This is a genomic window from Rhodoblastus sp. (assembly GCF_052145335.1).
Lineage (GTDB): Bacteria > Pseudomonadota > Alphaproteobacteria > Rhizobiales > Beijerinckiaceae > Rhodoblastus.
Genome location: NZ_JBKQOU010000045.1, coordinates 13,909 through 27,756, shown reverse-complemented (window position 1 = coordinate 27,756; position 13,848 = coordinate 13,909). Strand labels below are relative to the sequence as shown.

Sequence of the window (13,848 nt, the reverse complement as noted above, 5' to 3'; positions counted from 1 at the left end):
GCGCCTGCGTCCGCCCCCGCTAGCGAAGCTGCTGCGCCCGCCGCTGGCCAAGTTGCTGCGACCACCGATGCGCCGGCCACCGTTCCCGCCGACATCGCCGAGAAGGTCGACATCGTCGCCGTTCTCGATGACCTCAACGAAAAGAACCCGGAAACCCTCGATTGGCGCGTTTCCAACGTCGACCTCTTGAAGGTTCTGGGCATCGACTCCAGCCTTGCGCATCGCAAGGAGCTGGCCTCCGAGCTGAAATATGACGGCGACACCAACGATTCGGCCAAGATGAACATCTGGCTGCACGAGAAGGTCATCGCTTTGGTCGCCGCCAATGGCGGGAAGGTGCCGGCCGACCTGCTCGCCAAGAAGTAATTTTCGACAAAGGCGCGCCGACCCGGCGCGCCGTTTAGCCTTCCGCCTTGAAGGGCCGGCTCATCAAGGCCTCGATCGCTTCGCCGACATCGACGCGGCCCGCGAGAATTGCTGTCACCTCTTCGGCGATCGGCATTTCGATGCCCAGATCGCGCGCTTTTTGCGTCAGGATCGGCGCGGTCCAAGCCCCTTCTGTCAATTTACCGTGACCGGCCTCCTGCGGCTTTTCACCGCGCCCGATGGCGAAGCCCAGAGAATAATTGCGCGACTGCGGCGACGAACAGGTCAATGCCAAGTCTCCAAGCCCTGACAGCCCCATGATGGTCTCTGGACGCGCGCCCTGCGCCACGGCGAACCGCATCAGTTCCGCGAAACCCCGCGCCAGCAGCGCCGCATGGGCGCTGGCGCCCAATTCGCGCCCCATCGTGACGCCACAGGCGATGGCCAGCACGTTTTTCGCCGCGCCGCCGATTTCAACGCCGACAAGATCGCTCGAACGGTAAAGCCGGAAATGCGGCGCGGCGAGCTTTCCGCATAAATATTGCGCCAATTCGATCTTTTCCGCCGCCAGCGTGACCGCCGTTGGCAGGCCCCGCGCCAGATCGACAGCGAAACTGGGGCCGGAAAGCGCGGCGGCGGGCTGCCCGGGCAGAACCTCCGCTAGTATCTCACGCATATAGCAGCCGGTCGCCCTTTCAATTCCCTTCGCGCAGCTGACCACGGCCGACCCGGGCCGCAAATGTCCGCGTAAAGAAGTAGCAGTCTCACGCAAACTCTGCGCCGGAACGACCGCCAGCACATGATCCGCCTCGCCGACGCAAGCGATATCGGCGGTCGGCTCGATTTCAGCGGCCAGCGCCAGTCCCGGCAGGCGGCGATCGTTGCGCCGCGTTTCGCGCATGGTTTCCACATGCGCCCGGTCACGCGCCCAGAGCCAGACCTTTGTGTGCGAAAGCGCGGCCATATTGGCCAGCGCTGTGCCCCAGGCCCCAGCGCCGACCACGGCGAGCGTTGCGTTACGGCTCATCGGTCGGCCTCCCGGTTGTCGTGGCGCGACCAGAGCTTTTCGAACTGGCGGGTGAAATCCGCCGCCGCGTCCGGACTATCAATGACGACAATGTCATTGTCCTGCCGGGTCTCGCCGGACCAGGAGAAATTGGTCGAGCCGGTGCGCAGCCAGCGCCCGTCAACCGCATAGGCCTTGATGTGCATCAGGTCGTTCTGTTCGGCCTTGATCATGCCTCGCACATTGGGCTGATGGACCAACGCCGAAACATTGTCGTTGACGCCGCCAATGCGGCGGAATTGTTCGGGGTCGAAATAGAGGCGGACCTGCACATTTCGGCTCGCGGCCCGCGAAAGCGCCTCGATCACCCGCTGGTCGCTCAGCACATAGGCGGCCATGTCGATGGTTTTCTTCGCCCTTCCGATCAACTCGGGATCGATCGAATCGAAACCCTGCGCTGGGCCATAGGCGATCCGCACAGGAACGACCATAGGCTCGCGCGATTGCAGAAAGGTTCGCTCTCCCATGATCGCCAGGATCAAAGCGCCGACCAGCAAGAACAATTTGAGCGTGCGCATGAAACCTCACGCCTTGCCATGCCAGCGGGAATCTTCATTCTGGCTGTCGAGCGGCCAGCGCGGCCGAGCCACGAAATCCATGCCGTCCACGAGGCCGACGCGGAAACGCTCCAGTCCGGCCCAGGCGATCATGGCGCCATTGTCGGCGCAGAGCCCAGGCGGCGGCAGCGCCAGCTTCAGTCCAGTTTCGGCGCAGAATCGCGCCAGAGCGCGGCGGATGGCCCCATTGGCCGCGACGCCGCCTGCCGCGACCAACGCATTCAGCGGCTGCGGCGCGTCGGCAAGCAGGCGCAAGGCGGCGCGGCAACGATCGACGATCACGTCCACCGCCGCCGCCTGAAACGAGGCGCAAAGATCGGCGACATCGGTATTGGTCAAGGGCGCGATGCGCTCGGCCTCAAGCCGCACCGCCGTTTTCAATCCTGAAAAGGAGAAATCGGGATTTTTCCGCCCCGCCATCGGGCGCGGAAAATCGAATCGGATCGGGTCGCCGCCGATCGCGGCCTGTTCGACGCGCGGTCCGCCCGGATAGGGCAGGCCGAGCAGTTTGGCCGCCTTGTCGAAAGCCTCGCCGAGCGCATCGTCCACCGTCGAGCCGAGCCGACGATAGTCGCCGATTCCATTCACCGCGACCAGTTGGCTATGGCCGCCGGAGACCAGCAGCAGCAGATAGGGAAAGTCGATCCCGTCGGTGAGGCGAGGGGTCAGAGCATGGGCTTCGAGATGATTGACGGCTATAAAGGGCTTGTTGGCCGCCAGGGCGATGGCCTTGCCGGTGGTCAGCCCGACCATGACGCCGCCGATCAATCCCGGCCCCGCTGCGGCGGCGATGGCGTCGAGATCGTCGATGGAGCAATCGGCCTCGTTGAGGGCGCGGCGTATCAAACGGTCCAGTGATTCGATATGGGCGCGGGCGGCGATTTCCGGCACCACGCCGCCATAGGCCGCATGTTCGGCAATCTGGCTTAGCACGGCATTGGCGAGAATCTTGCCTCGTCCCATGGAATCTGCTTCGACCACGGCGGCGGCCGTTTCGTCGCATGTGCTCTCGATGCCCAAGACCCGCAAACCCGCCCGCATCCGCGACTCCATCGACGCCTCGCCCCCGCGAGGGCGCGAAAATTTCGCCGGCCGCTTTCGCCGCCGGCTGCTTTTCCCTATAGTCCTCCCCCCGATCAAATCAAAATGGCTTGGAGCGGAAATTGGCGTCCTGGTTGAAAATAGGCACGCGCGGCAGCCCGCTGGCGCTGGCCCAGGCGCATGAGACACGCCGCCGTCTGGCTCTGGTCCATGGCGCGCCGGAAGAGCATTTTGAAATCGTCGTCATCAAGACCAGCGGTGACATGCTCCAGGACCGCCCGCTGAGCGACGTCGGCGGCAAGGGCTTGTTCACCAAGGAGCTGGATCAGGCCCAGTTGGAGGGCGCGATCGACATAGCTGTCCATTCGGCGAAGGACTTGCCCACTCGTTTGCCGGACGGGCTCATCGTCGCCGGCTATCTGCCGCGAGAAGACGTGCGCGACGCTTTTATCGGCGGTGTGGCGAAGACCCTGCTTGATCTGCCTCAGGGCGCGCGGGTCGGCTCGGCGTCGTTGCGCCGGCAGTCGATGATCCGCCGCCTGCGCCCCGATCTTCAGGTCGAACTTTTGCGCGGCAATGTCCAGACCCGGCTCCGGAAAGTCGAAAGCGGCGAATTCGCCGCGACCTTGCTGGCGCTGGCTGGACTGAAACGCCTCGGCCTCGCGGAAAAGGCGACTTCGATCCTGCCGCTCGACCTGTTTCCGCCGGCCTGCGGGCAGGGCGCCATCGCTATCACCGCACGCAAGGACGACGCTCGCATCCAGGCGGACCTAACGGAAATCTGTGACGTCGAGACCGGCCATGCGCTGGCTGCGGAACGCGCTTTTCTCACTGTGCTGGACGGTTCATGCCGCACTCCCATCGCGGGACATGCGGTGGTCGCCGGCGAGCGGCTGGGTTTTTATGGCATCGTCCTACGCAAGGATGGCTCCGAGGCTATCGACGCCCATATCGAGGGGCCGGTCAAAGATGCGGCGCTGCTGGGTGAGACGGCGGCGCGAAAAATCCTCGCCGCTGCGCCGGCTGACCTGTTGAGCTTTTGAACGCCATGCGCGTGCTGGTGACGCGGCCGCACGATCAGGCGGCGCAGACGGCGCAAAAACTTGTCGCCCTCGGTCATCACCCTTTTTTGGCGCCGGTTTTAGAAATCGTTCCGACTGGGGCCCATCCATCGGACGAAGCTTTCGATTTGCTTTTGGCGACTAGCACCCAGGCTTTTTTTGGCTTTCCGCCTTCTAACGCCATTGCCGCGCTTCCGCTCGCATGTGTCGGGGCGAAAACTGCGGACGTGGGACAAAAGCTTGGGCTTTCCGTCCATTGCGTCGGCGCTGACAGCGAGGCGCTCGCGGCCATGTTATTGGCGGAAGGCAACGCCAAATCCGCACTTTATCTTGCTGGGCGCGAGCGCAAGGGCCTATTGGAGCGGCTTTTGCGAGCAAAGGATTGGCGGGTCGAAATCGTCGAGACCTACGAGGCTCGACCCGTCACGGCCTGGCCGGAGAGCATACGCGCCGCCTTGGCGCGCAAGGAAATCGACGCCGTCCTGCATTATTCGCCACGCAGCGCCGCTCTCGCTCTGGCGTTGATGGGGCGCGATTCCGCGCGATTCCTTTGCCATTTCTGCCTGTCCGTCGAGACCGCCTCGGTTTGCCGCGACTGGGCGTCGGAGGAAAAAATCATCGCTTCTTCCCAACCCGACGAAGAATCGTTAATGACCCTGCTTCGGACGTAGGAAGGTCGGGCGGGAGACACGGGGATGAGAATGTTGGCCGCCGCCTTGGTTTCCGCGAGCTTGCTTGCTTGCTGCCACTCCGTCCGAGCGGAGGCGCCGAGGGCGCCCTTCGGGCTGTGGCGCGTCGCGGACGGGTCGGCTTTGATTGAAATCAAACCATGTGGGCGCGCCTTGTGCGGCTATGTCGCCTCCGCTCCGGCGCCGGGGCCTGGCGAAAAATCAGCGATAGGGCAAAAAATCCTGCTCGACATGCAGCGCCAGGGAGCGGTCTGGCGGGGGCCCATTTTCAATCTCGACGACGGCAAGACTTATGAAAGTGAAATCGCGGTCGGAGATGAGGCGCATCTGAAGATAAAGGGTTGTCTGCCGGGCGGTGGCCTCTGCGGCGGAGAGACCTGGAAACGGGAACGCTGAAAGCGACCAGCGTCGGTGTTGAAACCGGCCCCGCGTTGACAAGGCGGCGCCCCGCTTCTATTCCTCGCGCGCATTTTTCTCAGGTCCGCGGCGCTTTTTGTCAAACCAATGTCGCGGAACGCCCGAACAAGGCCCAGAGTCTTGTTCTCGGCCCGAGGGCTCCCGACATAGGGGCGGCGTAGCCTTTGGGGCGGCGCGCTCGCGGTTCCGTCTCGCCGGGCGCATGTTTTCTACCAGATTGCGGCGCGCTGCAGCGCTGCTCTGAAAGGTCCTAGGAATGTTGGGAAGCCTTGCAAAAAAAATCTTCGGCACCGCCAACGATCGCCGGTTGAAAACCTACGGGCCGAAGGTTGCTGCGGTCAACGCGCTGGAGCCGGAAATCGCCGCTCTGTCCGACGAGGCCCTGCGCGCCCGCACCGACGAGTTCCGCGCCCAGCTCGCGGCCGGCGTGAAAATTGACGATTTGCTCGTTCCGGCTTTCGCCACCGTGCGCGAGGCGGCCAAACGCGCCTATGGCCAACGTCATTTCGACGTGCAGCTGATCGGCGGCATGGTGTTGAACGAGGGCGCCATTGCCGAAATGCGCACCGGCGAAGGCAAGACCCTCGTCGCGACGCTGGCCTGCTACCTCAACGCGCTGACCGGTAACGGCGTCCATGTCGTTACGGTCAATGATTATCTTGCCCGCCGCGACTCGGAAAACATGGGCCGCATTTATAATTTCCTGGGCCTGAGCGTCGGCGTCATCGTCCACGGTCTCGATGACGTGGAACGCGCCCAAGCTTACGCCGCCGACATCACCTATGGCACCAATAACGAATTCGGCTTCGATTATCTGCGCGATAACATGAAATACGAGTTGAACCAGATGGTTCAGCGCGGCCATGCCTACGCCATCGTCGATGAAGTGGATTCCATTCTGATCGATGAGGCGCGCACGCCCCTGATCATCTCCGGTCCTTCGGACGACCGCTCCGATCTATATATGTCCATCGACAAGCTGATCCCCAAGCTCGTTCCGGAAGATTACGAGCTCGATGAGAAGCAGCGCACCAGCAACCTCACCGAAGCCGGCAACGAGCATATGGAGCAATTGCTCACCGAGGCGGGGCTCTTGACCGAGGGCTCGCTTTACGAGGCCGCCAATGTGACGCTGGTCCACCACGTCAACCAGGCGCTCCGTGCGCACAAATTATTCCAGCGGGACAAAGATTACATCGTTCGCAACGGCGAAGTAGTGATCATCGACGAATTCACCGGCCGCATGATGCCGGGCCGGCGCTATTCGGAAGGCCAGCATCAGGCTCTGGAGGCGAAGGAAGGCGTGCAGGTGCAGCCGGAAAACGTCACCCTAGCCTCGATCACCTTCCAGAATTATTTCCGTCTCTACAAGAAACTGGCGGGCATGACCGGCACGGCTTCCACCGAGTCGGAGGAATTCGCCGAAATCTACAAGCTCGACGTGGTGGAAATTCCCACCAATATGCCAATTGTGCGTATCGATTCCGATGACGAGGTCTATCGCACCGGCGCCGAAAAGCTCGCCGCGATCGTCACGGAAATCGAGGACGCCAACGCCAAGGCCCAGCCCCTGCTGGTCGGCACCACCTCGATCGAGAAATCCGAGCAGCTTGCCGATTTCTTGAAGGGCAAGGGCTACAAGATGATCGATTTCGGCGCGCCCGGCGCGCTGGACAGGCTTTACGCCTCTGCTCGCTCAGGAAAGCCGTCGAAGAATTTCGCCGTGCTCAATGCCCGTTTCCATGAGCAGGAAGCCTATATCGTCGCCGAGGCCGGCGTGCCGGGGGCGATCACCATCGCCACCAACATGGCCGGTCGCGGCACCGACATTCAGCTCGGCGGCAATCTCGACATGCGGCTGAAGCAGGAATGCGAAGGCCTCGAAGACGAGGCCAAAGCAGCGAGGGAACAGGGCATTCGCGCGGAAATCGCCGATTTCAAGCAGAAGGCGCTCGCCGCCGGCGGCCTGTATATCATCGGCACCGAGCGGCATGAAAGCCGCCGCATCGATAATCAGCTGCGCGGTCGCGCCGGCCGTCAGGGCGATCCGGGCAAGTCGAAATTCTTCCTGTCGCTGCAGGACGACCTGATGCGCATTTTCGGCTCCGAGCGCATGGACGCCATGCTGCGGAAACTCGGCCTTCAGGAAGGCGAGGCGATCATTCACCCCTGGATCAACAAGGCGCTGGAAAAGGCGCAGCAGAAGGTGGAAGCGCGCAATTTCGACATGCGCAAGAACGTGTTGAAATTCGACAATGTGATGAACGACCAGCGCAAGGTGGTGTTCGAGCAGCGCCGCGAAATGATGGCGCAGGAATCGCTCGAGGAGACCATTGAGGCAATGCGCCACGGCGTGGTCGAGGATCTGGTCGCGCGCCACGTTCCGCATGACGCCTATCCCGAAGCCTGGGACATTGCCGGCCTTTCCGAAGAGGTCAAGACTCAGCTCAATATGGATTTGCCCTTGGCCGATTGGGCCAAGGAAGAGGGCATTGCCGATGAGGAATTGCGAGAAAGGCTGCTAAAGTGTTCGGACGAAGCCTATGCGGCGCGCGAAAAAGCCAATTCTCCGGAAATCACCCGCTATATCGAGAAACAGGTGGTGCTGCAGACGCTCGATCATTTGTGGCGCGAACATCTGGTCGTGCTCGATCATCTGCGCCAGGTCATTGGCTGGCGCGGCATGGCTCAGCGCGATCCGCTCAACGAATACAAGTCCGAGGCTTTCGAACTTTTCGACGCCTTGATCACGCGCCTGCGCGAAATCGTGACAGCGCAGCTGATGCGCGTCGAAGTGGCGAAGGAGCGACCCGCCGATTTGCAATTGCCGGCGATGCAGGCCTCTCATGTCGATCCGTTGACTGGCGAGGACGAATTGGCTTTGGCGCAGATCAATGCGCGTATCGCCTCCGGCGATTTTTCGCCGCGCGCGCTCGGCGTAACTTCGGAAGAGCCTGCTACGCGCGATCCCGACGATCCGTCGAGCTGGGGCCGTATCGGCCGCAACGAACCTTGCCCCTGCGGTTCAGGCAAGAAATTCAAACATTGCCACGGTGTGCTGGCCTGAGGGCCGCGCGCTTTCGTAACATTGCGGCTCGGCGGTCGTGTGGAGAAAAATGAGCGAGGCGAGCCCCTCCAACGCCCCTCAGATCGCCGACGTCCTCGTTCCCGTCGCCGTCGATCAACCCTATTCCTATCGCGTTCCCGGCAGCCTGCATCTCGAGGAAGGCGATTTTGTCGCCGTCTCGCTGCGAACGCGTGAAGCTTTCGGCGTCGTATGGGCCTTGCGCTGCGGCAGTGGCGATAATCTAAAGCCGATAATCTCGCGGCTAGAGCAGCCGCCCTTGCCGAAGAAATTACGCGCCTTGATCGATTGGGTCGCGGCCTGGACGCTTGCGCCGCGTGGCAACGTGTTGCGCATGGCTACACGGGGGGCGCAGGAGTCCGGCGAGGAGCCGATCCGCATCGGACTGCGCCTGACCGGCGTTCCGCCCAAACGCTTTACCGATGCGCGCAAGAGGGTGCTGGAGGCGGCGCTGAGCGGTCTGGCGATCGGCAAGACCGAGCTGGCGCGACAGGCCGGGGTCTCCTCAAGCGTCATCGACGCGCTGATCGACGACGGCGCGCTGGAGACTTTGGCGCTGCCGCCGCCCAAGGCGGCGGAAACGCCGGATCCCGCTTTCGCCAGCCCGGCGCTGTCGTCGGATCAGGCCCAGGCGGCGCGGTCTTTAAGCGAAGCCGTCGCCGCCCATTCGTTCAAGCCCATCCTGCTCGAAGGCGTGACCGGCTCCGGCAAAACCGAAGTCTATTTCGAGGCCGTGGCGCAAGCTTTGCGCGAGGGTGGCCAGGCGCTGATCCTGATGCCGGAAATCGCACTCACAGCGCAATTTCTCGAACGGTTCGCCGCGCGGTTCGGCCACCGCCCGGCTGAATGGCATTCCGGCCTGTCGCCGCGGCGCAGGACGAGGGTCTGGCGCGGCGTGGCCGAAGGCGCGCGCGTGGTGGCGGGCGCCCGCTCGGCGCTGTTCCTGCCTTTTTCCGATTTGCGCCTGATCGTCGTCGATGAGGAGCATGAGCAGGCCTATAAACAGGACGACGGCGTCGCTTATCACGCCCGCGACATGGCAGTGGTGCGGGCGCGCATCGAAGCCTGCGCTGTGGTCCTGGCCTCGGCGACGCCGTCTATTGAAACGCGCGAAAACGCACGCCAGGGCCGCTACGCCCATCTGCGGCTGGACAGTCGCTTCGCCGGTCGCGATCTGCCGCTGATCGAGGCCATCGATCTCCGCAAGGACCCGGCGCCGCGCGGAAAATGGATTTCGCCGCGCCTCGTCGAAGCGCTGCGACAAAATTTCCAGCGCCATGAACAGGCCCTGCTGTTTCTTAACCGGCGCGGCTATGCGCCTTTGACCCTGTGCCGTGCCTGCGGCCACAAATTCCAATGTCCGAACTGCTCGGCCTGGTTGGTCGAACATCGCGTCCGCCGCGCCCTGGTTTGCCATCATTGCGGCCACGTCGAGCGCCGTCCCGAACTCTGCCCAGTATGCGGCGCGCCAGATTCGCTCAGCGCCTGCGGGCCCGGCGTCGAGCGGGTAGCGGAGGAAGCTGCAGAGCTTTTTCCTGATGTCCGGCTGCTGGTTCTTTCCTCCGACATGCCAGGAGGAACTGGAAGAATGAGGGCCGAATTGCGGGCGGTGGCGGAACATCAGTTCGATCTCGTCATCGGCACGCAACTGGTTGCCAAGGGCCACAATTTTCCTGCTCTGACCCTGGTCGGTGTGGTTGACGCCGATATCGGCCTATCCAATGGCGATCCGCGCGCCGCCGAGCGGACCTTTCAACTGCTCAATCAGGTGGCCGGCCGCGCCGGGCGCGGAGAAAAGCCGGGCCGAGCCCTGCTGCAGACCTTTCAGAAGGAGCATCCGGTGCTGCGCGCCCTGCTTTCCGGCGATTTCGAGCGCTTCTACCGGGAGGAGACGCAAATGCGGCGCGACGCGCGCCTGCCGCCTTTCGGCCGGCTCGCCGCGGTGATCGTCGCCGGACCCGACCGCACCGCGGCTGAAACCCACGCCCGCGCCTTGGCCCGCGCAGCGTGCATGGCGCCGGAAAAGTGCGGCTGGAGCGTGTGCGCTCCCGGCCATATTCCGAGCGAAGACGATATTGTCGTGCTCGGCCCTGCGGAAGCGCCCATCGCCATGCTGCGGGGAAAGCACCGATTCCGCCTGTTGATCAAGGCGCCCCGCCGCGCCGACCTTCAAGGGTTCCTGCGGCAAATGCTGGCCAAGGCGGTGACCGCGCGCGGCGGATTAACCGTGTCCGTCGATGTCGACCCGCAGAATTTTTTGTGAGTTTTTGGGGCGTTTCTAATGTAAATTATCCCAAAGCCTTACTTTCGCCGCGTCTCGCAGGGTTGCGTGGCGTGGCGCCCTATGTTACCTCACGCCCGCCTTTCGGGGAGAACGGCTCGCCGGCTCTCCGTTTCCTGACAGTTCAGACCTTCCGATGATGCGGCGCGTGGCGCCGGACACTAGTCGGGCTGAATTGTGTTCCGAGCGCTAGAAGGGGCCTTTCCGCGTGGCTGAAGTCGACGACTCGAAGAATCCGACATCCGGCGTTGCGGGACGCTATGCCCAGGCCCTGTTCTCCCTCGCGCAGGACACTCATTCCACCGACGTCGTCGCCAGCGAATTGCAGAATTTCGGCGCGCTGGTCGCGGGAAACGCCGATCTGCAGCGTTTCGTCGCCAGCCCGATCTTCACTGCCGAAGAACAGCTCAAGGCGGTCACCGCCCTTTTGACGCACTTCGGTTATAGCGGCATTACCGCCAATTTTATCAAGCTCGTCGCCGAAAAACGCCGCTTGTTCGTCCTGCCGGAAATGATCCGCGCCTTCAACGCGCTGAACGACAAGGCCAAGGGCGTGACCCGGGCGCAGGTCACCGTCGCCGAACCGCTTTCGCCCGATCATTCCGCCTCGCTTGAAGAAGCGCTGCGGCAGGTTTCGGGCGGCTCGACCGTCAAGGTCAACGTCAGTGTCGATCCGTCGATCATTGGCGGGATTGTCGTCCAGCTTGGTTCTCGCATGGTTGACGCCTCGCTGAAAACCAAACTCAACTCGCTCCGCACACGCATGAAAGAGGTCGGCTGATGGATATCCGCGCCGCAGAAATTTCCGCGATTCTGAAAAACGAAATCGCGAATTTCGGTAATGAAGCTCAGGTCACGGAAGTCGGCCAGGTTCTGTCCGTCGGCGACGGCATCGCCCGCGTCTACGGCCTCGACAACGTCCAGGCGGGCGAATTGGTCGCGTTCGAAAACGGCATTCAGGGCATGGCCCTGAACCTTGAAGCCGACAACGTCGGCGTCGTCATTTTCGGCTCCGACCGTGAAATCATGGAAGGCCAGACCGTCAAGCGCACCGGCTCGATCGTCGACGTTCCCGTGGGCAAGGAAATGCTCGGCCGCGTCGTCGACGCGCTCGGCAATCCGATCGACGGCAAGGGCCCGATCAACGCCACCAGGCGCTCGCGCGTCGACGTCAAGGCGCCCGGCATCATTCCCCGCAAATCGGTGCACGAGCCGATGGCGACCGGCCTCAAGGCCATCGACGCCCTGATCCCGATCGGCCGCGGCCCGCGCGAGTTGATCATCGGCGATCGCCAGACTGGAAAGACCGCAGTGGCGCTCGACGCCATCCTCAACCAGAAGTCGATCAATCAGGGCGCTGACGAAAGCGCCAAGCTCTACTGCGTCTATGTCGCGGTCGGCCAGAAGCGCTCCACTGTCGCTCAGTTCGTGAAGGTTCTGGAAGAGCAAGGCGCCATGGAATATTCCATTGTCGTCGCCGCCACCGCCTCCGATCCGGCCCCGATGCAGTTCCTGGCTCCCTTTGCCGGCGCGGCCATGGGCGAATATTTTCGCGACAACGCCATGCATGCGCTGATCGTTTATGACGATCTGACCAAACAGGCTGTCGCCTATCGCCAGATGTCGCTGCTGCTGCGCCGCCCGCCGGGCCGCGAAGCCTATCCCGGCGACGTGTTCTATCTGCACAGCCGCCTGCTCGAACGCGCAGCCAAGCTGAATGAAGCCAACGGCGCCGGATCGATGACCGCCCTGCCGGTGATCGAAACCCAGGCCAATGACGTGTCGGCCTATATTCCGACCAACGTGATCTCGATCACCGACGGCCAGATCTTCCTCGAAACCGACCTGTTCTATCAGGGCATCCGCCCGGCGGTGAACGTCGGCCTCTCGGTGTCGCGCGTCGGCTCTTCGGCGCAGACCAAGGCGATGAAAAAAGTCGCCGGCAAGATCAAGGGCGAATTGGCTCAGTATCGCGAAATGGCCGCCTTCGCCCAGTTTGGCTCGGATCTCGACGCCACCACCCAGCGCCTGCTGAACCGTGGCTCGCGCTTGACCGAACTTCTGAAGCAGGCGCAATTTTCGCCGCTGAAGATGGAAGAGCAGGTTTCGGTGATCTACGCCGGCGTCAACGGCTATCTCGACGCTCTGCCGGTCAACCGGATCAAGGCTTATGAAGACGGTCTTCTGGCGCTGCTGCGCACCAGCCATGCAGATCTTCTGGAAGCGATCCGTTCGTCCAAGGATCTATCCGACGCCTCAGCTGCCCAGCTGAAGTCGATCGTCGAAGGCTACACCAAGTCCTTCGCCTGAATTCGCATCGGGCCCGCCGTTCTGACGACGACGGGCTCGCCTTTTTGATCGCCCCGCAGGCCGGATAAACCGGTTCGGAGGGCGGCAGTCGAGCGGAAAACCATGCCCTCGTTGAAGGATCTACGAAATCGCATCGCTTCCGTGAAGGCGACGCAGAAAATCACCAAGGCCATGCAGATGGTGGCGGCGGCGAAATTGCGTCGCGCCCAGCAGGGCGCGGAAGCCGCGCGCCCCTATGCTGAACGCATGGATATCGTTCTCGCCAATCTCGCCTCCGGCATCGCTCCCGGCGCCGGGCCGGCTTTATTGTCCGGCAACGGCAAGAACGAGACCCATCTTCTGGTCGTCGCCACCGCCGAGCGCGGCCTGTGCGGCGGCTTCAATTCGTCGATCGCTCGTCTGGCGCGCGAAAAGGCCTTCGCCTTGCAGGCCGAGGGTAAGACGGTAAAGATCCTCTGCATCGGCAAGAAGGGCTATGACCAACTTCGCCGTCAGTTCGAAAAGAATATCGTCGAATTGATCGACTTGCGTTCGGTTCGCCAACTCGCCTTCGAAAACGCCGATCCGATCGGCAAAAAGATCATCGACTGGTTCGACCACGGCGAATTCGACGTCGCGACCCTCTTCTATTCGAAATTCCGCTCGGTGATCCTGCAGATCCCGACGGCGCAGCAGCTGATTCCCGCGCAGATTGCGAGCGATAAGGCTTCGAGCGAAGCGGCCTATGAATATGAGCCGGGCCAGGACGAAATTCTGGCGACTCTGTTGCCGCGCAACATTTCCGTGCAGGTTTTCCGAGCCCTGCTGGAGAACGCTGCTTCGGAACAGGGCGCCCGCATGAGCGCCATGGACAGCGCCACGCGCAATGCCGGCGAAATGATCAAGAAGCAGACGACGATCTACAACCGTTCGCGTCAGGCTATGATCACCAAGGAACTGATCGAAATCATCTCGGGCGCCGAAGCGCTCTGACCG

General features: G+C 62.6%; 12 protein-coding genes. 9 read left to right on the top strand and 3 right to left on the bottom strand.

Translation table 11 applies throughout. The annotated features are described in order from the left end of the window. The coding region (locus tag ACLP2E_RS03065; RefSeq protein WP_442465114.1) for a DUF3597 domain-containing protein at window positions 1-366 on the top strand (366 nt) is incomplete at its 5' end. 34 nt (window positions 367-400) lie between these two features. Here the strand turns inward: ACLP2E_RS03065 and ACLP2E_RS03060 are convergent. From ACLP2E_RS03060 to tsaD, 3 genes are read right to left on the bottom strand one after another with little or no spacing between them, the layout of a single operon-like run. Beyond that, entirely contained in the window at window positions 401-1,393 is a 993-nt protein-coding gene (locus ACLP2E_RS03060; protein ID WP_442462220.1) for an NAD(P)H-dependent glycerol-3-phosphate dehydrogenase, read from the bottom strand. Further along, window positions 1,390-1,950 (bottom strand): phospholipase D-like domain-containing protein, encoded by a 561-nt coding sequence (locus tag ACLP2E_RS03055; RefSeq protein WP_442462221.1) that lies wholly within the window; start codon window positions 1,948-1,950, stop codon window positions 1,390-1,392. The genes ACLP2E_RS03060 and ACLP2E_RS03055 overlap by 4 nt, the downstream gene beginning before the upstream one ends. 6 nt (window positions 1,951-1,956) lie before the next feature. After that, complete coding sequence (tsaD, locus tag ACLP2E_RS03050; RefSeq protein ID WP_442465113.1) at window positions 1,957-3,030, bottom strand: tRNA (adenosine(37)-N6)-threonylcarbamoyltransferase complex transferase subunit TsaD; 1,074 nt, start codon at window positions 3,028-3,030, stop codon at window positions 1,957-1,959. Window positions 3,031-3,152: 122 nt separating this feature from the next. On the opposite strand from tsaD, the gene hemC reads away from it, so the two are divergent. The 8 genes from hemC (at window position 3,153) to ACLP2E_RS03010 (ending at window position 13,845) form a co-directional block, all read left to right on the top strand. Beyond that, window positions 3,153-4,073: a hydroxymethylbilane synthase gene (hemC, locus tag ACLP2E_RS03045; RefSeq protein ID WP_442462223.1), complete on the top strand. Its 921-nt coding sequence runs from the start codon at window positions 3,153-3,155 to the stop codon at window positions 4,071-4,073. A gap of 5 nt (window positions 4,074-4,078) precedes the next feature. After that, on the top strand, window positions 4,079-4,762 hold the full coding sequence (locus ACLP2E_RS03040; protein ID WP_442462229.1) for a uroporphyrinogen-III synthase: 684 nt from the start codon (window positions 4,079-4,081) through the stop codon (window positions 4,760-4,762). A 24-nt stretch (window positions 4,763-4,786) separates the two neighbouring features. Then, window positions 4,787-5,176 (top strand): DUF2147 domain-containing protein, encoded by a 390-nt coding sequence (locus tag ACLP2E_RS03035; protein ID WP_442465112.1) that lies wholly within the window; start codon window positions 4,787-4,789, stop codon window positions 5,174-5,176. A 277-nt stretch (window positions 5,177-5,453) separates the two neighbouring features. Beyond that, entirely contained in the window at window positions 5,454-8,264 is a 2,811-nt protein-coding gene (gene secA / locus ACLP2E_RS03030) for a preprotein translocase subunit SecA (RefSeq protein WP_442462225.1), read from the top strand. A gap of 49 nt (window positions 8,265-8,313) precedes the next feature. After that, window positions 8,314-10,545: a primosomal protein N' gene (locus ACLP2E_RS03025; protein WP_442462226.1), complete on the top strand. Its 2,232-nt coding sequence runs from the start codon at window positions 8,314-8,316 to the stop codon at window positions 10,543-10,545. 226 nt (window positions 10,546-10,771) lie between these two features. Continuing rightward, the gene (locus ACLP2E_RS03020) at window positions 10,772-11,344 is read left to right on the top strand and encodes a F0F1 ATP synthase subunit delta (RefSeq protein WP_442465111.1); all 573 of its coding nucleotides are present in this window, start codon (window positions 10,772-10,774) and stop codon (window positions 11,342-11,344) included. Next, the gene (gene atpA / locus ACLP2E_RS03015) at window positions 11,344-12,873 is read left to right on the top strand and encodes a F0F1 ATP synthase subunit alpha (RefSeq protein ID WP_442465110.1); all 1,530 of its coding nucleotides are present in this window, start codon (window positions 11,344-11,346) and stop codon (window positions 12,871-12,873) included. The genes ACLP2E_RS03020 and atpA overlap by 1 nt, the downstream gene beginning before the upstream one ends. Before the next feature lie 102 nt (window positions 12,874-12,975). After that, window positions 12,976-13,845, top strand: a complete 870-nt coding sequence (locus tag ACLP2E_RS03010) for a F0F1 ATP synthase subunit gamma (RefSeq protein WP_442463926.1) — start codon at window positions 12,976-12,978, stop codon at window positions 13,843-13,845. Window positions 13,846-13,848 lie beyond the last annotated feature (3 nt).